Origin of the sequence: Streptomyces sp. NPDC085866 (genome assembly GCF_044541035.1) — a bacterium.
Lineage (GTDB): Bacteria > Actinomycetota > Actinomycetes > Streptomycetales > Streptomycetaceae > Streptomyces.
Genome location: NZ_JBITSQ010000006.1, coordinates 316,131 through 334,150, shown reverse-complemented (window position 1 = coordinate 334,150; position 18,020 = coordinate 316,131). Strand labels below are relative to the sequence as shown.

The 18,020-nt window shown below is 71.3% G+C and carries 16 protein-coding genes; 11 read left to right on the top strand and 5 right to left on the bottom strand.

All coding sequences use genetic code 11. The features are described from left to right. Window positions 1-73: 73 nt before the first annotated feature. A complete protein-coding gene (locus ACIF83_RS17195; RefSeq protein ID WP_399727594.1) occupies window positions 74-3,040 on the bottom strand; it encodes an AfsR/SARP family transcriptional regulator in 2,967 nt (988 codons plus the stop codon). A gap of 189 nt (window positions 3,041-3,229) precedes the next feature. Between ACIF83_RS17195 and ACIF83_RS17190 the strand changes: the two genes are divergently transcribed. The 6 genes from ACIF83_RS17190 (at window position 3,230) to ACIF83_RS17165 (ending at window position 10,612) form a co-directional block, all read left to right on the top strand. Beyond that, the gene (locus ACIF83_RS17190) at window positions 3,230-4,480 is read left to right on the top strand and encodes an amidohydrolase family protein (protein WP_393472052.1); all 1,251 of its coding nucleotides are present in this window, start codon (window positions 3,230-3,232) and stop codon (window positions 4,478-4,480) included. Further along, window positions 4,477-5,400, top strand: coding sequence for an LLM class F420-dependent oxidoreductase (locus tag ACIF83_RS17185; RefSeq protein WP_399727591.1), 924 nt, complete (start codon window positions 4,477-4,479; stop codon window positions 5,398-5,400). Before ACIF83_RS17190 ends, ACIF83_RS17185 begins: the two co-directional genes overlap by 4 nt. A 9-nt stretch (window positions 5,401-5,409) precedes the next feature. Further along, window positions 5,410-6,180, top strand: coding sequence for an SDR family NAD(P)-dependent oxidoreductase (locus ACIF83_RS17180; protein ID WP_393472047.1), 771 nt, complete (start codon window positions 5,410-5,412; stop codon window positions 6,178-6,180). Window positions 6,181-6,301: 121 nt separating this feature from the next. After that, a complete protein-coding gene (locus tag ACIF83_RS17175) occupies window positions 6,302-7,420 on the top strand; it encodes an LLM class flavin-dependent oxidoreductase (protein WP_389176321.1) in 1,119 nt (372 codons plus the stop codon). Window positions 7,421-7,433: 13 nt separating this feature from the next. Further along, complete coding sequence (locus tag ACIF83_RS17170; protein ID WP_393472044.1) at window positions 7,434-9,164, top strand: amidohydrolase family protein; 1,731 nt, start codon at window positions 7,434-7,436, stop codon at window positions 9,162-9,164. Beyond that, window positions 9,161-10,612 (top strand): aldehyde dehydrogenase family protein, encoded by a 1,452-nt coding sequence (locus ACIF83_RS17165; protein WP_399727586.1) that lies wholly within the window; start codon window positions 9,161-9,163, stop codon window positions 10,610-10,612. The genes ACIF83_RS17170 and ACIF83_RS17165 overlap by 4 nt, the downstream gene beginning before the upstream one ends. 6 nt (window positions 10,613-10,618) lie before the next feature. Here ACIF83_RS17165 and ACIF83_RS17160 read toward each other — a convergent pair whose 3' ends face one another. Next, window positions 10,619-11,017, bottom strand: a complete 399-nt coding sequence (locus ACIF83_RS17160) for a nitroreductase/quinone reductase family protein (protein ID WP_393472038.1) — start codon at window positions 11,015-11,017, stop codon at window positions 10,619-10,621. A 170-nt stretch (window positions 11,018-11,187) separates the two neighbouring features. Between ACIF83_RS17160 and ACIF83_RS17155 the strand changes: the two genes are divergently transcribed. The 4 genes from ACIF83_RS17155 to ACIF83_RS17140 are packed head-to-tail and all read left to right on the top strand — an operon-like array spanning window position 11,188 to window position 14,079. Further along, window positions 11,188-11,562: a hypothetical protein gene (locus ACIF83_RS17155; protein ID WP_393472035.1), complete on the top strand. Its 375-nt coding sequence runs from the start codon at window positions 11,188-11,190 to the stop codon at window positions 11,560-11,562. A 10-nt stretch (window positions 11,563-11,572) separates the two neighbouring features. Further along, complete coding sequence (locus ACIF83_RS17150; protein WP_393472033.1) at window positions 11,573-13,150, top strand: peptidoglycan-binding protein; 1,578 nt, start codon at window positions 11,573-11,575, stop codon at window positions 13,148-13,150. 12 nt (window positions 13,151-13,162) lie between these two features. Further along, complete coding sequence (locus tag ACIF83_RS17145) at window positions 13,163-13,648, top strand: protease inhibitor I42 family protein (RefSeq protein ID WP_393472031.1); 486 nt, start codon at window positions 13,163-13,165, stop codon at window positions 13,646-13,648. Between the two features lie 32 nt (window positions 13,649-13,680). After that, window positions 13,681-14,079 carry a hypothetical protein gene (locus tag ACIF83_RS17140; protein ID WP_399727581.1) on the top strand — a complete coding sequence of 133 codons (399 nt, stop codon included), beginning with the start codon at window positions 13,681-13,683 and terminating at the stop codon, window positions 14,077-14,079. Here the strand turns inward: ACIF83_RS17140 and ACIF83_RS17135 are convergent. Continuing rightward, on the bottom strand, window positions 14,076-15,380 hold the full coding sequence (locus tag ACIF83_RS17135) for a carotenoid oxygenase family protein (RefSeq protein ID WP_399727578.1): 1,305 nt from the start codon (window positions 15,378-15,380) through the stop codon (window positions 14,076-14,078). The two genes, ACIF83_RS17140 and ACIF83_RS17135, sit on opposite strands and share 4 nt — an antisense overlap. After that, window positions 15,377-15,937, bottom strand: a complete 561-nt coding sequence (locus ACIF83_RS17130; RefSeq protein WP_393472022.1) for a hypothetical protein — start codon at window positions 15,935-15,937, stop codon at window positions 15,377-15,379. Before ACIF83_RS17130 ends, ACIF83_RS17135 begins: the two co-directional genes overlap by 4 nt. Before the next feature lie 119 nt (window positions 15,938-16,056). Here ACIF83_RS17130 and ACIF83_RS17125 point away from each other — a divergent pair, with 119 nt between their 5' ends. After that, the gene (locus tag ACIF83_RS17125) at window positions 16,057-16,569 is read left to right on the top strand and encodes a PadR family transcriptional regulator (protein ID WP_393472019.1); all 513 of its coding nucleotides are present in this window, start codon (window positions 16,057-16,059) and stop codon (window positions 16,567-16,569) included. Here ACIF83_RS17125 and ACIF83_RS17120 read toward each other — a convergent pair. Beyond that, window positions 16,562-17,950, bottom strand: a complete 1,389-nt coding sequence (locus ACIF83_RS17120; RefSeq protein WP_399727574.1) for a CehA/McbA family metallohydrolase — start codon at window positions 17,948-17,950, stop codon at window positions 16,562-16,564. The two genes, ACIF83_RS17125 and ACIF83_RS17120, sit on opposite strands and share 8 nt — an antisense overlap. Between the last annotated feature and the right edge of the window lie 70 nt (window positions 17,951-18,020).

The window sequence follows — 18,020 nt, the reverse complement described above, 5'->3', positions numbered from 1 at the left end:
CGACGCGACGGAACGACACGACTGAGAGTGCCGTGCGGCGATAAACGAACGATGAACGTGCAGGACTCTGCTCTCAGACCACTGCGCGCGCCTCGAGCAGAGCCCTCACCTCATCGGCCTCCGGTGCACCCAGCGCCTCGAAGATGCTCAGAGCTTCCTGCAGGCAGACCTGCGCACGACCGCTCTGCCCGATGCCGCTCAGTGCCCGGCCGAGTGCCGTGAGCACGTTTCCGCGCCGCCACTCGCCGCCGATTCCGCGGAGGAGGGTCAGCGCCGACTCCGCGTTGGTGGCGGCCTGTGCGAGACACCGGGCAGCGAGGTCGACCTCCGCGAGACGGAAGAGGGTCATGCCCTCCCACAACCGCTGCCGGCTGTCGCGGAACACGGCGCGGGCCTCCTCCAGGCGCTCGGTGGCCAGATCGAGCTGACCGCTCTGTGTGAGCGCGAGCCCCAGCGCGTAGCGGCCGTTGGCGCCCTTGAAGGCGTGGCCCATGTCGTCGTACATGTCCGTCCCCTGCTGAGCCAGGGACACCGCGCTCACGGTACGGCCCGTCGCCAGGTGTATCCGCGAGAGGTTGCACAGGGCGCTGGCCTCACCAGGCCGGTCTCCAGCGGAACGGAAGCTCTCGATGGCTCGCGTCAGATGGCTCTCGCCGGCGGCGTACCGGCTCTGATACAGCGCGATGACCCCGAGCATGTTGGACGCCCAGCACTGGGGAAGGGGATCGCCCGCCACCTCCGCCAGTCGCACGGCCTCGGCTGCCTCCTGGTCCGCCAGTTCGAAGCGGCCGGACATGTGGTGGCCGTTGGCCAGGGTGACCAGGGCGCGGGCCTCCGCGCGCTCGTCACGGCAGCTCTGTGCGGCGGCACGGACCGCGGTTCCGGTTGCCTCGTACTCCTTGGAGTTGGCCCCCGATTCGGCGAGGTCGATGGCTGCCCACAACAGGTCCACGGCCCGCCTCAGTTGATCGGGCCGGGTCGACTGGCGTACGCACGCGAGCAGGCAGATCGCCTCGGAATACAGCCAGTCCTGAGCCCGGTGCCGGTCCCCGAAGGCCAACCCCGGATACTCCGTCGACTCCAGATGGTCCACCAGCCGGTCCCCCGGCCGCTCGATCGCGTAGACCCCCGCGGCCGTGGCCAGGTAGAAGTCCAGCAAGCGCGACATCGCAGCCTCCCGCTCGCTCGGCGGCTGCTCGTCCCTCTCCGCGCAAGCGCGTGCGTAGAGCCGTACCAGGTCGTGGAAGCGGTAGCGTCCCGGTGCCGCCGACTCCAGCAGGGACGTGTCCACCAGGGACTCCAGCAGGTCCTCGGTGTCCTCCGGGGGGAGGTCGAGGATCGCGGCTGCGGCGGCCAGGGATATGTCCGGACCGTCGGCCAGGCCCAGCAGGCGGAACGCGCGGGCCTGGGCCGGCTCCAGTTGGCCGTACCCCAGCTCGAAGGTGGCCTTGACCGCCAGGTCCCCGGCCTGCAGCTCGTCGAGCCGGCGGCGTTCGTCCGCGAGCTTGGCCGCCAGGACCGAGACCGTCCAGGTGCGGCGGGCCGCCAGACGGGAGGCTGCGATGCGGATCGCGAGGGGGAGGAAGCCGCAGGCGGCCACCACGTCCAGTGCGGCCTCGCGTTCGGCTGCCACCCGCTCCTCGCCCACGATCTTCGTGAAGAGGGCCAGCGCCTCGTCGGGGGACATGACGTCGAGGTCCACCAGGTGGGCGCCCGCCAGGTCCAGCATCCGTATCCGGGACGTCACCAGCGCCGCGCAGCCCTCCGTGCCGGGCAGCAGTGGCCGTACCTGGGCCGCGTCCTTCGCGTTGTCCAGCAGGACCAGCACCCGGCGGCCGTCCAGGACCGAGCGGTACAGGGCCGCGCGCTCCTCCAGGGAGTCGGGGATCGCCGAGTCCGCCGTGCCCAGCGCGCGGAGGAAGGAGCCGAGGACCGTCTCCGGTTCCGCCGGGCGGGGGCCCGCGCCCTGCAGGTCGACGTACAGCTGTCCGTCCGGGAACGCCGGACGCGCCCGGTGGGCGACGTGGACCGCCAGGGTCGTCTTGCCGACGCCCCCGATCCCGGCGAGCGCCGAGACCGCCATCACGCTGCCCTCCGTCTCGGACGCCGACGCCAGTACCTCGCTCAGCTCGGAGACGAAGGCCGAGCGGCCCGTGAAGTCCGGGACGGAGGCGGGCAGCTGGGCCGGGCGGACCGGGACCACGGCGGGTTCGGCGGCGGGAGTGGAGGGTTCCGCGAGGGCCGGGTCCGCCTGGAGGATGCGCTGTTGCAGTTCCCGCAGGCCGGGCCGCGGGTCCACGCCCAGCTCCTCTGCGAGCAGGCGCCGCGTGTCGGCGTAGACCGCGAGGGCCTCCGCCTGGCGGCCGCTGCGGTAGAGGGCCAGCATCAGTAGTTCGCGCAGGCGCTCACGGAGCGGGTGTGCCGCCGTCAGGGCCGTCAGTTCCGAGACCGCCTCCGCGTGGCAGCCCTGCTCCAGGTCCATGTCCAGGCGGGACTCCAGGAGCTGGAGGCGCCATTCCTCCAGGCGGACCCGCTGGGCGTCGGCGTAGGGGCCGGGTACGCCGGCCAGCGGCTCGCCGTCCCACAGGGCCAGGGCCCGGTTCAGCGCCTCGCGCGCATGCCCCAGATCCCCGGCACTGCGCGCCTTCTCCGCCTCCGTCGCGAGGTCCTGCGCCACCGCCAGGTCCAGGGCGCCCTCGCCGAGGCCCCGTACCGCGTAGCCGCCGGACTCGCTCGCCAGGACCCCGGGGTCCAGGATCTTGCGCAGCCGGGACGCGTACGTCCGCAGCGCCGCCAGCGCCTGGGACGGCGGCTCGGCGCCCCAGAGCGCGTCGATCAGCTCCCCCGCCGTCGCCGTACGGCCCTCGCGCAGCAGCAGGGCGGCCAGCAGGGCGCGCTGCTGAGGGGAGCCGGTGTTCAGCGTCTCCTCGCCGCGCCGCGCCCGCACCGGACCGAGCACGCTGAAGCGCAACGCCGCCGGCTCCGCGATGGCCGCGGAGCCGGGACGTCGCTGCTCAGGCACTCGCGGCCGACCGTCCATGCGTTCGCCCCCCTAGGCATCACGAACAACCCCGTCAGTTTGCCTTGTTCGGGGCGGTTCCGTCAGCCGGGGGAGACGCCGATCACAGACCGGTACACCTCAGCACACAAGGTCCTCACAAGGTCTTCGCACACAGTGGGCCGGACGCACCAGCTGACGGACCGTCAGATCGGCGCTACCGTGAGCGCCATGGACACCCAGGACGCTCAGCACATCCCGAGTGACTTTCCGCGGATCATCTCCGTCGACGACCACACCGTGGAGCCCCCGCACGTCTGGCAGGACCGGCTCCCGAAGAAGTACCTGGACACCGGGCCGCGGACGGTCCGCGCACCCCTGAAGGAAATGACCTTCCTGGGCGGGCGGTTCAAGCCCGTCATGGGCGAGCCGGGCGACGACGGCCCCATCGGCGACTGGTGGGTCTACGAGGATCTGCACCGGCCCCTGACCCGGCTGGACACTGCCGTCGGGTACGACCGGGACGAGATCAAGCTCGAGGTCATCACCTACGAGCAGATGCGACCCGGGTCGTACGACGTCACGCAGCGGCTCGCCGACATGGACGTCAACCACGTCCAGTCCGCCCTGTGCTTCCCGACCTTCCCGCGCTTCTGCGGCCAGACCTTCACCGAGGCCCGGGACCGCGACCTCGCCCTGCTCTGCGTCCGCGCCTACAACGACTGGATGGTGGAGGAGTGGTGCGGGCCGGCCGCGCGGGGGCGGCTCGTACCGCTCACCCTCATCCCCCTCTGGGACGCGCACCTCGCCGCCGAGGAGGTCCGGCGGAACGCCGCCCGTGGCGTCCGGGCCGTCGCCTTCTCCGAGATACCCCCGTACCTGGGCCTGCCGTCGATCCACGGCGACGACTGGGACCCGTTCCTCGCGGCCTGCGACGAGACCGGCACGGTCGTCTCGATGCACATCGGCTCCAGCAGCAGGATGCCCTCCACCTCCGAGGACGCCCCGCCCGCCGTCGGCTCCACCATCACCTTCGCCAACTGCTGCTTCTCGATGGTGGACTGGCTGATGAGCGGCAAGTTCGAGCGCTTCCCGAACCTGAAGGTGATGTACGCGGAGGGCCAGATCGGCTGGATCCCGTACATCCTGGAGCGCGCCGACGTGGTGTGGGAGGAGAACCGCGGCTGGGGCGGCGTCGCCGACAAGGTCCACCGGCCCCCGTCCGAGTCCTTCGCCGACCATGTCTACGGCTGCTTCTTCGACGACGCGTTCGGCCTGCGCAACCTCGACTCCATAGGCGTCGGCAACGTCCTGTACGAGACCGACTACCCCCACTCCGACTCCACCTGGCCCAAGTCCCGCGAGGTCGGCGAGGCCCAGATGGGGCATCTGCCGGCGGACGTGGTCGAGCGGATCGTCCGGGGGAACGCCATCGAGCTGCTGGGGCTGACGGCGGACGGGCTGTGGAAGGGGTCCGCGTGAGTCTCGCCTACGGCATCCAGCTGCCCGTCCAGTCCCAGAGCACCCTCTACACGGAGGGCTGGGAGGCCGCCGGCGGGCCCGCCGACCTGGTCGAGATCGCGCGGGCCGTGGACCGGGCCGGGTTCGACTACATCGCCTGCTGCGACCACGTGGTCATCCCGCGCCGGCTGGCCCCGGCGATGAGCACGGTCTGGTACGACCCGGTCGCCACCCTCGCCCATCTGGCCGCCGTGACCGTGCGCGTCCGGCTGCTCAGTCATGTGGCCGTCGTGGGTCTGCGGCACCCGCTGCTCAGCGCCAAGCAGTACGCGACCCTCGACCATCTCTCCGGCGGGCGGCTGATCCTCGGTGTGGGCGCCGGGCATGTGCGCGAGGAGTTCGATGTCCTCCAGGTGGACTTCGAGCGGCGCGGAGCCGTGCTGGACGAGGCGATCGACGCGTTGCGGGCCGCGCTCGGGCCCGAGGAGTTCCCCGAGCACCACGGCAAGCTGTACGACTTCGCCGACCTCGGCCAGCGGCCCCGGCCCGCGCAGGAGCACGTCCCGATCTGGGTCGGCGGCTCCTCGCCCGCCGCCGTCCGCCGGGCCGCGCTGAAGGGCGACGGCTGGCTGCCGCAGGGGGATCCGCGTGACCGGCTGCCCGCGCAGATCGAGCGGCTGCGGCGGCTGCGCGAGGAGCACGGCGTCGAGGCGCCCTGCACCATCGGCGCCATCACCGAGCCGCTGTACATCGGCCGGCCGGACTGGCACGTCGGGCGGCGCACCCTGGCCGGGTCGCCGGAGGAGATCGCCGAGTCGCTGCGGGCGTACCGGGCGCTCGGCGTGCACCAGATCCAGGTGCGGTTCCGCAGCCGGAGCCGCAGCGAACTCATCGACCAGATCGGCGTGTTCGGGGCGGAGGTCGCGCCCCGGCTGGACTGAGGAGCGGACATGGGCAAGCTGGACGGGCGGGTCGTCATCATCACCGGGGCGGCGCGCGGACAGGGCGAACAGGAGGCGCGGCTCTTCCGGGCGGAGGGCGCGCGGGTGGTCGTCGCCGATGTGCTGGACGACCAGGGGGAGGCCCTGGCCAAGGAGATAGGGGCCCTCTACGTCCATCTCGACGTGGGCACGGAGGAGGGCTGGCGGGAGGCCGTCGGCACCGTCAAGCAGGCGTACGGGCGCATCGACGGGCTGGTCAACAACGCGGGCATCCTGCGCTTCAACGCGCTGGTGGACACCCCGCTGGACGAGTTCATGCAGGTCGTGCAGGTCAACCAGGTCGGCTGCTTCCTCGGCATGAAGGCCGTCGCGCCGGAGATGGCGGACGGCGGGACCATCGTCAACACCGCCTCCTACACCGCGCTCACCGGGATGGCCGCCGTGGGGACGTACGCGGCCACCAAGCACGCGGTGCTCGGGCTGACCCGGGTGGCCGCGCTGGAGCTGGCGGGGCGGCGGATCCGGGTCAACGCCGTCTGTCCGGGTGCCATCGACACCGCGATGTCGAACCCGGCCCGGCTGGACCCGGACGCGGATCCGGAGGAGATGAGCCGGGCCCTGGACGAGCTGTACCGCAAGCTCGTGCCGCTGGGCCGGGTCGGCCGGCCGGAGGAGGTGGCCCGGCTCGCTCTCTTCCTCACCTCGGACGACTCGTCCTACATCACCGGGCAGCCGTTCGTGATCGACGGGGGCTGGCTGGCCGGGGTCAACGTCATCTGACGTTCGGCTCCAGTCGATCTGACCGACCGTCAGCTATTGACGGTCGCAGCGGCCGGTGCGACAGTCGGCCAACAAACAGAATCTGACGGAGTGTCAGGAATACTGGGGACGGTGAACCGCCGTGGAATTCGGGCTCTTTGTACAGGGATATGTGGGCAAGCGCGCCGAGACCGACCCGCTGGCCGAGCACAAGGCACTGATGGAGGAGACCGAGTACGTCATCCAGGCGGACAAGTCCGGCTTCAAGTACGCCTGGGCCTCCGAGCACCACTTCCTGGAGGAGTACTCGCACCTCTCCGCCAACGACGTCTTCCTCGGCTACCTCGCCCACGCGACCGAGCGCATCCACCTGGGCTCCGGGATCTTCAACCCGCTGGCCCAGGTCAACCATCCGGTGAAGGTGGCCGAGAAGGTCGCCATGCTGGACCACCTCAGCGAGGGACGCTTCGAGTTCGGCAGCGGGCGGGGCGCCGGCAGCCACGAGATCCTCGGCTTCCTGCCCGGCATCACCGACATGAACTACACGAAGGAGATCTGGGAGGAGACCATCGCCGAGTTCCCGAAGATGTGGCTCCAGGACGAGTACGTGGGCTTCCAGGGCAAGCACTGGCAGCTTCCCCCGCGGAAGGTGCTCCCCAAGCCGTACGGGAAGTCGCATCCGGCGATGTGGTACGCGGCCGGGTCGCCGCCCTCGTACGCCATGGCCGCGAAGAAGGGGCTCGGCGTGCTGGGCTTCAGCATCCAGAAGGTCTCCGACATGGAGTGGGTGCTGGAGCAGTACAAGACGGCTGTCGTGAACGCGGAGCCCGTGGGGGACTTCGTCAACGACAACGTGATGGTGACGACCACGGCGATCTGTGCGCCCACGCACGCCGAGGCGATCGAGATCGCGGTGAACGGGGGGCTGCACTATCTGCCCTCGCTGGTGTTCCGGTACCACGACACGTTCCCGCGGCCCGAGGGCTTCCCGGTGTGGCCGGAGACGCTGCCGCAGTACACGCCGGAGTTCGTGGAGCTGCTCATCGAGGAGGAGCTGCTGATCTGCGGGGATCCGGACGAGGTGCTGCGGCAGTGCAAGCGGTGGGAGCAGGCGGGGGCGGATCAGCTGAGCTTCGGGTTGCCGGTGGGGGTGCCGAAGGAGGAGACGCTGCAGACGATCCGGCTCATCGGTGAGCACGTGATTCCGAAGATCGACACGGATCCGGTGCATCGGACGTCGCGGTTCCGTCAGGCCGTGTAGGGGGGCTCCTGGCATGTTGGACCACCTGATCAGGGCAGTGACCGTTGTCGACGGCACGGGTGCCCCCGCCTTCACCGCCGACGTCGGCATACGCGGCGGTCGCATAGCCGTCGTCGGCAAGGCCACCGAAGACGCCCGCACCACCGAGGACGCGCACGGCCTCGTCCTCGCCCCCGGCTTCGTGGACCCCCACACCCACTACGACGCCCAGCTCTTCTGGGACCCCTACGCCACGCCCTCGCTCAACCACGGAGTGACGACCGTGGCTGCGGGGAACTGCGGGTTCACGCTCGCGCCGCTGCATCCCGATCGCCCCGAGGACGCCGACTACACCCGGCGGATGATGTCCAGGGTGGAGGGGATGTCCCTGGTGGCGCTGGAGGAGGGGGCGCCGTGGAGCTGGAACGGTTTCGGGGAGTATCTGGACGCCCTGGAGGGGCGGATCGCGGTCAACGCCGGGTTCATGGTGGGGCATTGTGCGCTCCGGCGGTATGTGATGGGGCCGGAGGCGGTCGGCGGGCAGCCGAGCGGGGAGCAGCTGGAGCAGATGCTGCGGCTGTTCCACGAGGCCATGGACGCGGGGGCCTGGGGGCTGTCCACCACCCAGTCCAGTACGCACTCCGACGGTGACGGGCAGCCCGTGGCCTCCCGGCACGCGCGGCCGGAGGAGCTGCTGGCGCTGGCCCGGGCCGTCGGGGAGCACGAGGGCACGCAGATCGAGGCGATCGTCGCCGGGTGCCTGGACCAGTTCAGCGATGCCGAGATCGATCTGTTCGTCGAGATGAGCGCGGTGGCGGGACGGCCCCTGAACTGGAACGTCCTGACCATCGACGCGGCCGTTCCGGAGCGGGTGCCCCGGCAGCTCAGTGCCAGTGAGCGGGCACGGAAGGCCGGTGGGCGTGTCGTGGCGCTCACCATGCCGATCCTGACCCCGATGAACATGTCTCTGGGGACGTTCTGCGCCCTGAACCTCATCCCGGGGTGGGGGCCGATCCTCGGCCTGCCGGTGCCGGAGAGGATCGCCAGGCTGCGGGACCCCGAGGTCAGGAGGGAGATGCTGCGGCGGGCCGAGTCGAAGGAGGCGGGTGTCTTCCGGCGGCTGGCGAACTTCGGGCGGTACGTCATCGGGGACACGTACAGCGAGGCCAACCGCGGGCTGACCGGGCGGGTGGTGCGGGACATCGCCGCCGAGCGCGGGCAGGACCCCTTCACCTGCCTGGTGGAGATCTGCGCCAACGACGAGCTCCGTACGGTCCTGTGGCCGATGCCCACGGACAACGACCCCGCCTCCTGGGCCCTGCGCGCCGAGACCTGGCAGCACGAGGACGTGCTGCTCGGCGGCTCGGACGCGGGTGCGCACCTGGACCGGATGTGTGGGGCGCCGTACACCACCCGGTTCCTCGGGGACTGTCTGCGCGGCCGGAAGCTGGTCGGTCTGGAGCAGGCGGTGAAGATGCTGACCGACGACCCGGCGCGGCTCTTCGGGCTGCGGCAGCGGGGCCGGGTGCGGGAGGGCTGGCATGCGGACCTGGTGCTGTTCGACCCGGAGCGGATCGACGCCGGCCAGGCCACCCTGGTGCACGACCTGCCGGGTGGCAGCCCGCGGCTGGACTCCCGGGCACTCGGGATACGGGCCGTGTGGGTCAACGGGGTCGAGGCGATCCGGGACGACGTGGTGAGCGGCGCCGTGCCGGGCCGGGTGCTGCGGTCCGGGCGGGACACCGGGACGGTGAGCACCAGGTGAGCGAGGGGCAGCGGCTGTTCGTCGGCGGGGAGTGGGTGGAGCCGGACGCCGGGTACTACCCGGTGACCGACCCGGCCACCGAGGAGACCGTCGGGCAGGCGCCTGAGGCCTCGGTGGAGCAGGTGCGGGAAGCCTGTGCCGCGGCCCGGGAGGCGTTCGGGGCCTGGTCGCGGACCAGCCCGGGGGAGCGGGCCGCGGTGCTCGGGCGGGCCGCGGAGATCATCCGCGGCCGGCTCGGCCCGTACGCCGAGCTGGCGCGGGCCGAGACCGGGGCGACGACCGGGACGGCCCGGGCGATGCAGGTCGGGGTGGCCGCCGCCCGCTTCCGCCGGTACGCCACCGTGGAGCCGGCCGAGTGGGCGATCGCCCCGCAGATCAACGAGGCCGGGCCGATGGGCAGGGCGGGGGTGATGGGGGCGCTGGCGGTACGGCAGCCCGTCGGAGTGGTCACCTGCATCACCTCGTACAACAACCCGTGGGCCAACCCGGCCGGCAAGGTCGCCCCGGCCCTGGCCATGGGCAACACGGTGGTCGTGAAGCCGGCTCCGCAGGACCCGCTGTCCGTCTACCGGATGGCCGAGGCGCTGCAGGAGGCGGGCGCACCGGCGGGTGTGGTGAACGTGGTCTCCGGGCGGGCCACGGAGGTCGGTGCGGCCGCGGTCGCGTCGTCCGACGCCGACATGGTGAGCTTCACCGGCTCCACGGCCGTCGGGCAGCGCATCGCCGAGGTGTGCGGGCGGGACATGAAGCGCCAGCTGATGGAGCTGGGCGGGAAGGGGGCGGCCCTCGTCCTCGACGATGCCGACCTCACGTCGGCGGTGGCCGGGATCGGGACGACGTTCTCCTTCTACAGCGGGCAGATCTGCACGGCGCCGACCCGGGTGCTGGCCCAGCGGGGGGTGTACGAGCGGCTGGTGGAGCAACTCGCCGCCTACGCCCGCCGGTTGAAGATCGGTGACCCGGCAGAGGCCGACACGGTCGTGGGGCCGCTGATCTCCGCCGAGCACCGGGCGCGGGTGGAGTCGTACGTCGAGCTGGGCCGCAAGGAGGGCGCGACGGTGGTCGTGGGCGGTGAACGCCCCGCGCTGGAGCGGGGTTTCTATGTCGCCCCGGCTGTGCTGGCCGACTGCGCGAACGACATGCGGGTGGCACGGGAGGAGATCTTCGGGCCCGTGGTGTCGGTCGTCCCCTTCGACGACGAGGACGAGGGCGTGGCCCTCGCCAACGACTCCGACTACGGCCTGATCGACTACGTCTGGTCGGGCGATGTGGCCCGCGCCTTCCGCGTGGCCCGGCAGCTGCGGGCCGGCGGCGTCGGCATCAACACGGTCGGCCGCAACATGGAGGCCCCCTTCGGCGGCTTCAAGAAGAGCGGGGTCGGCCGGGACGTGGGCTCCTACGCCCTGCACGCCTACAGCGAGGTGCAGGCGATCGTCTGGCCGGGGTGAGCGGGCTCAGTCCGTGAGATCCACCCGCACCGTCAGCAGGCCGCTGCCGAGCGCCCGTACGGCCGCGCTGTTGAAGCGGGGCAGGGTGCGCAGGCGGGCCACGGCGTCGTCCTCCGGAAGGAGGTGGGCGGTGCCGTGGTGCCAGCGGCCGCCGATGCGGACGCGGACCTTCGGGTCGGCCTGGATGTTGCGCACGTACTGCGACTTGAACCCGAACTCCGAGACGATCCAGAAGGAGTCGCCGACCCGTCGCCCGCCCACCGGCGTGGGCCGGGGCAGGCCGGAGGCGCGGCCCGTGGTCTCCAGTAGGGTCTGGAACGGCAGGCGCCGGTTGAGCGGGTTGGCCACGTGGCGCTGGAAGCGGGTGACGATCCGGTGCTTGAGGTCGGCGGCCTTGCGTGACATCTCTCCTGCTCTCCTGCTCTCCTGTTTCTCCTCCGGGAACGGTATCCGGACGCATGCCTCGCACGGGTGCTGCGGCAGCTCTGTGCAGGCCGTGTGGTACGTGGACAGGCCTACGGCCGGCGCGTGTTAGCCTCCCTCGCGATCGTGATCGATTGCAACGGGGGGCAGCGATGGGGGCGTCTTCGGACGGCTACCAGGTCAAGTCCGGCATGACCGGCCAGGCCGGCGAACTGGACGGCGCGGGCACCGACACCGGGAAGATCGCCAAGGCGATCGACCCCATGGCCTGCTACGCGCAGGACACGCTGGGGGGTTCCGACTCCGGGCCGGCGTTCGACGCGTACGCCGCGGCCTGGGAGGCGGAGGCCAAGACACTCACGGACGCGCTGCACGAACTCGCGGACAAGATCCGTGCGTCCAAGGGCGCCTACGGCGGCAGCGACGGCCTCGTCTCGACGCAGGCCGCCCATGTCCGTGTCGGCGACGGCACCGTCAGCACGATGCCCGCGTACGCCGAGCGTCCCTCGGCCCTCTCGAGTTACTGAGGACCGCCCGATGACGGAATCCACCACCGACCGCCGCAAGCGGCTGGCCGGGCTGAGCGACGACATCGCCTCGGCCGACAGCAAGAACGACCTGATCGACGCGATCGACTCCGCGCTCGCCGTGTCCGCCCCGGTGGGCGACCCGGCCACGCTGGAGACACTGGGCAAGCAGTACCGGGGCCAGGCCGACAACGCCCTCGGCGTCTCCGAGCGGGTCGACAAGGTGGCACGCAAGGGCCTGCCGGACGTGTGGGTCGGCGACACCAGCGTCCTCGCCTCCGACGCGATCTCCGCCGCCTCGCGGGCCGCCGTGCAGATGTCCGAGGCTCTCCGGGGCGGCGGCAACGCCCTGCTGAACCTGGCCGACTGGCTCAAGGTCGCGCAGAAGGACGACGGCGACGGCCGCGCCAAGCTGCGCGAAGCGCGCGGCATGCTCGGCGGCAAGGACGGCTTCTTCGACGACTGGTACGAGGACGACGACGAGGAGTCGGCGCGGCTGAAGGCCCGCTCCGTGGCCTCCGCCGGCGTGAAGCTGCTCCACGACGCCGCCGTCACCGCCGACGACGCCGCCCGCCATGCCGCCCGCGACCTGAACAAGTGGGCCGCCGAGGCCCGCGCCGGCAAGATGAAAACCGACGAGCTGTCCGCGGTCGACCGGCTGATGCTGGCCGACACCAGCAACGTGGGCGGCGATCGCGAGCTGAACGAGATCCTCACGGCGAACGACCTGGAGCGGTCCGGGCGCGCCATGGAGAAGCTCTCACCGGCCGACCGTGCACGGATGGAGAAGCTCCTGGCCGACGCCTCGACGCCGCAGGAGAAGGCGTACCTGATGAAGGCCCTCGCCGCGGGCAACTCCGTCGACGAGGTCGCCACGTTCGGGGGCAAGATCCACGGCAAGGACGAGGTGTGGCTGCGGGAGCACCTGGCGCCGGTGTCGACGAACGTCGATTCGTCGGCCACGGGCCAGGAGAACCAGGACTTCAAGGGCAAGCTCTGGGACCAGGACGGCGAGACCTGCGTGCCCTCCTCCACCGTCACCGCGCGTGCCATCGTGGACCCCGTGTACGCCCTGTCGCTGACCGGCGGCCCCGACGGCACGGACGACGACCCGGAGCACTTCCGCAAACGCCTGACCGACGAACAGCTCCGCATGCACGAGGAGGGCGACGGCGACAACGCAGGCTGGTGGTGGGACGAGCATCCGGACGGCATGGACAAGGACGGGCAGGAGGAGATCTCCAACAAGGAGCTGAGCCCGCACACCGGCGACCATTACGAGGCCCAGGGCATGGGCGGTGAGGACGACCGGCGCAACGTTCTGCCCGACATCGAGAAGTCCGTCGCCGAGGGCAAGCCCGTACCCATCAACATCGAGCGGTACGACGAGAACGGCGACCGGCACGGCCACAGCATGATGATCATCGGCCAGGAGGGGGACAAGCTCCAGATCTACAACCCCTGGGGCGTCACCACCTGGGTCAGCGAGGACGACTTCATCAAGGGAGACCTCAGCGCGGCCGCGGACGACCGCTACTCGGCCGCGCACAAGGGCAATGTCGACACCGTCTACATCCAGCAGAACTGAGCAACCGTGAACATGCGCACCATACTGACCCCGCTGGCCGCCGCCGCGGCCGGAGTCCTCCTGGCCGGCTGCGGTTCTTCGGGGGGAGCCGATGAGTACGGCACCGAGAAGCGTGCCATCACGGTGGACGCGGGGGACGAGTTCACCCTGAAGGTGCCGGCGAATCCCGCGCTCGGGCAGAACTGGTACCTGGCCGAGCCCCGGCCTGACGCGAACGTGGTGAAGTACCGGGGCAAGCGGGAAGAGGAGGAGGGCAGCGACAACATCGGTGGCGGCGACGGCACCCAGTTCTTCGACTTCACGGCACGCAAGCCCGGCAAGGCCACCGTGAAACTCCTGCACTGCCCCATGGGCAGCTGTCACAGCGGCACCCAGTCGGCGGCTCCGATCCCGAGCGCGACCGCCTCCGGCAAGGCATCGACGAGCCCGTACCCGACCGCGACGAGCACACCGGACGACAGACCGGCGTTCTTCGTCTACACGATCACGGTCCGCTGACCCACCCCACCCGAGAACCGGAAGCGTTCCCCATGCCCTCCGCACCCCGCACCGACGACGAGGTCCTCGCCACCACCGACGTGCCCGTCCTGCTCCGCTACGGCCTCACCCGGGACGCCTTCCGCACCGCCCTGTTCGGTGACGGCGCCGTCGCGGCCGCCGTCACCCTCGACCGGCTCGGCGTGGTGCCGCGCTCGGTCTCGTACCTCGCGAAGATCGTCCGCGCAGGCGGGCTGCGCTACGCCGCCGAGCTGCCCGAGCCGCTGCCCTCCCGGGAGGCGTCCGAGCTGCTGCGCGACTGGCTGGAGACCGCCGCGCAGCTCGCCGACACCCCGGAGGGCGAGGCCCATACCGCCCGCTGGCTGGACACGGTCGCCGAGATTCTGGGCCTGCGCCGCGACGCCCGCGCCCGGGGCGAGGACACCCCCTAGGCCCGGTCGGCCAGCCAGTTGCCGTGGAAGCCGAACGGCACCCGGGCCGGCAGGTGGATCGTCGCGACCGGGGGCGCGGCGAGGTCGCCGGCGTCCAGGACGACCAGGTCGCTGCGGTCGGTGGTGGCGTCGTGGACGTACGTCATGAGCCAGCCGGGGCCGCCGGGACTGTCGTCGGCCGGGGCGAACGCGGCCTCGCCGGGGGTGCGGCCGGGGCCGAAGTCGTGCGCGGTGGCCGAGCCGGTCGACAGGTCGTAGCGGACCAGTGAGGTGCCGCAGGTCACGTGTCCGTAGGGGGAGTCGAGGCCGGTCAGCCGGTCGTCGACGCGCGGGAACTCGCCCGGTCGGTCGTCGACCTGCTCCTCGCGCACCGTCCCGCGCACCGGGTCGATGGTCCACTTCCACAGCACCGCCTGCCGCGGCGCGGTGCTGCCGTCGGCGGTGCGGCGGTACATCTCCGGGTATCGCATGACGTGCAGGACGAGGGTGCCGTCCGGGGCGTCGTAGGCGTTGAGCGAGTGGAAGACGTAGCAGGGATCCACGGCGAACCAGCGGACCTCGCCGTACGGGTCGTCGCGGCGCAGGACGCCGAGCCGGGCGCCGTATCCGTCGTCCCACCTGTAGGGCATCGTCCCGCCGGTCAGGGCGAGTTCGAGGTCGAAGACGACGGGCAGGTCCATGAAGACGACGTGCTCGGCGGTGAGGGCGAAGTCGTGCAGCATCGTCGGGGCCGGCACCTCGACGGGCCTGCTGATCACCAACTCGCCCGTGGCGTCGGCCCGGTGATAGGTGAGGTGGGTGGACTCCACCATGCCGTAGCCGAAGAAGTGCAGTTCGCCGGTGAGCGGGCAGGTCTTCGGGTGGGCCGTCATCGCGGTCCCCAGCCGGCCGCCGAAGTCGTAGGGGCCCTTCGTGTCGAGGTCGCAGGTCAGCTCGTAGGGCAGGGCCGACTCGACCAGGGCGAGGGTGCGGCCGGCGTGCCGGACCACGTGGGTGTTGGCCGGGCCGGAGGTGAGGTCCCGACGGCCCTGGTCGTCGTACATCCGCGCCCCGTCGGTGAACCGGGTCGTGCGCACCCACCGGTTGCGGTAGGAGACGGCCCGCCCGCCGTCGAGGCGGACGCCGTGCACCATGCCGTCGCCGAAGAACCAGTGCCCGGAGGCGGCGTCCGCCGGGTTCGGGCCGTTGCGCAGGTACCAGCCGGCCAGCTCGGGCGGGATCGTGCCGGTCACCGGCAGGTCGTGCGCGGTGAGTTCCTCGGTGACCGGGGCGTAGTTGCCGCTGAGGTGCTTCGGGTTCACCGGGCCACCTGCCCGGCCCTGGCCTGGACGTGGGCGACGTAGCGGACGGTGAAGACCATCGGGACGGCGAAGCCGGCGATCTGGATCACCGTGGCGGCGGTGGAGTGGGCGTGACCGGCGTGGGCCACCAGGGCGAGGGCGACGGCGGTGGCCACGAAGGCGGCGGTCCAGACGGCGGTGATGAGGACGTTGGTCCGGATGAACGGCTTCAGACCCCAGACCTCGGGCGGGGTGCTGCGCTTGGCGATGCCCAGGGTGAACGGCCGCCCGATGGCCAGCGAGACGCCGGCGATGACGGCGAGGGTGCCGGAGGAGAGCGACGCGGAGTAGTCGTGCACGCCCGAGTGCGGGTCGGCGAAGGCGATGGCCGCAAGGACGGCGAAGAAGATCGCCGAGCCGGATTCGATGATGAGCGCGTCAAATCCGGTGCCGGACTGCTTCTCCTTGGCGATGATCGCGACGGCGACCATCAGCGCGGCCAGTGCGCCCCACTGCCAGTCCCCGGAGGGGAAGACGGCGAAGACGATCCACGGCAGGAACGTGCGCAGGTACGACATTGGTTTCCCCGTTTTTCGATGTGGTCTTGGTCTGGCGGCGGTCTTGCTTCCTGGTCTGACATGTCAAAAGTAGAAGGTCAGCTCGTGACATGTCAAGGGTGGAAGGTAAGCTGGGAGTCATGAGCCTCAAACACGCACTGCTCGGCCTGCTCTCGGAGCGCCCCGCCAGCGGGTACGACCTGCTGAAGCGGTTCGAGACCTCGCTGGCCAACGTCTGGCCGGCCACGCAGAGCCAGATCTACACCGAGCTGACCAAGCTGGCGGGCTCCGGGCTGATCACGGTGGCCGCCGAGGGGCCGCGCGGCCGCAAGGAGTACGCCCTGACCGACGAGGGCCTGGCCGAGCTGCGCCACTGGCTGACCGAGACCAGGCCCCAGCGCAACACCCGCAGCGACCTGCTTCTGCGCGTCTTCTTCCTGGGCGTGCTGCGCCCCGAGCAGGCCCGCACCTATCTGACCGAGCTGGTGGAGATGTCCGCGCGCGAGCACGAGCAGCTGGAACAGCTCGACGAGGCCATCGACTGGGACGACGACAACCTCTCGGTCTACGGTCGCATCGCCCTGGAGTACGGCCTGCGCTTCAACGCGATGCGCCGGGAGTGGGCCGAGTGGGCGGCCGCCCAGATCAAGTAGCCCCGAGGAAGACGGGGTTGGTGAAGGCGGCCATCGCCCCCGGCAGCGGACCGAGGGCCGTCTCGTGGCGCAACTCCGCCCGGACGTAGGCCGCGTACGCCGGTGTCGTACGCCACTCGACGACGCCCTCCCCGGACACCGGCAGCGGCTCACTGGTGAACAGCGTGCCCTGGTCGGTGACGAAGCGGACGGAGCAGCGCGGGGCGCCGGAAACCTCCAGGCGGACGGTCACCGGGGTGTCGTCCGGCACTTCCAGCCGCTCGCCGATGCCCGCCTCCCGGCCGTCACCCGCAGCGGTGAAGGCGAGCGCCACGTGCTGCGACTCGGCCACGTACGAACGGCCCGCGCGCAGGCCCTGCTGGATCGCCGCACGTGTGAGGTCCTCGGCGAGGACGACCGTCTGGGGCATGCCGACCGCGTCCGGGTCACGGTGGGCGTCGCTGTTGCCCATGGCCGGCAGCCACTTTCGCCCCTCCCGTACGCACGCGACGAGCCGGGCGTCCCAGGCGGCCAGGGTCACCTCGTCGTCGGGCGTGTACGGCCCGTTCCACACCTCGACCGCGTCCGCCTCCCCGAACCCGAACCTCCAGCCGCACCCGACGCACGTGGCGTGCGGATGGGCGGGTACGACCAGCCCGCCGGCCTCCCGGACGTGCCGCGCGAAGTGCCCGAAGCGCCCGTCCCGGGCCCGGTACCGCCAGTCCACGAAGGTGCCCGGCTCGGTCCCGAGGGCGAGCACGTGCCCGTTCCGGGTGGTGATCTCCTCGCCCAGCAGGACCAGCAGGTCGTCGCCCGCCACGTCGGCCCAATGGGCATGGGAGGAGGTCGTGTTGTGCTCGGAACTGTTGATGAAGTCCAGTCCCGCCGCCCGTGCCAGCGCCCCGATCTCGGCCGGGGTGCGGCGCCCGTCGGAGTGCCAGGAGTGAAGATGGCAGTCACCGCGATACCAGGCCCGCCCCCGGCCCCTGGCGCGGGAGGGCGGGTGGACCGGCCGGGGCGTCTGTCCGGGCTCCCCTTCCGTGAGGGCGACCGTCACCTCGTAGGACAGCCCCTGCGGTGCCACCGTGTACGGCCCGAGCGCGATGTACCAGGTGCCGGGGTGCAACGGCCCGGGAAGATACCCCGGCGTCGCCTCGTCCGCCCGCACGAAGAACTCCGTACGGGCCCCACCCGACCACCCCCGAAACCCCCGCCCGCCCAGCTCGGTACCGCGCACATCGAAGAGCCCGATGTCGAGCGCGTTGCCGGGGGTGCCGGCCGGAACGGCGGGTTTGTCGTAGGTGTAGGAGACCCGCAACTCGCGTATCCCAGGGCCCACTTCGAAGGGAAGATAGAGGTAATCGGGCGAGCCTGGAGCGATAGTGCCGCGCAATGTCGTCACACCCTCAACGTAAGCCAACTCCAGGGGCGCGGGACAGTATCAATTTGCGACTCCGCCGCGTGGGCGCGAC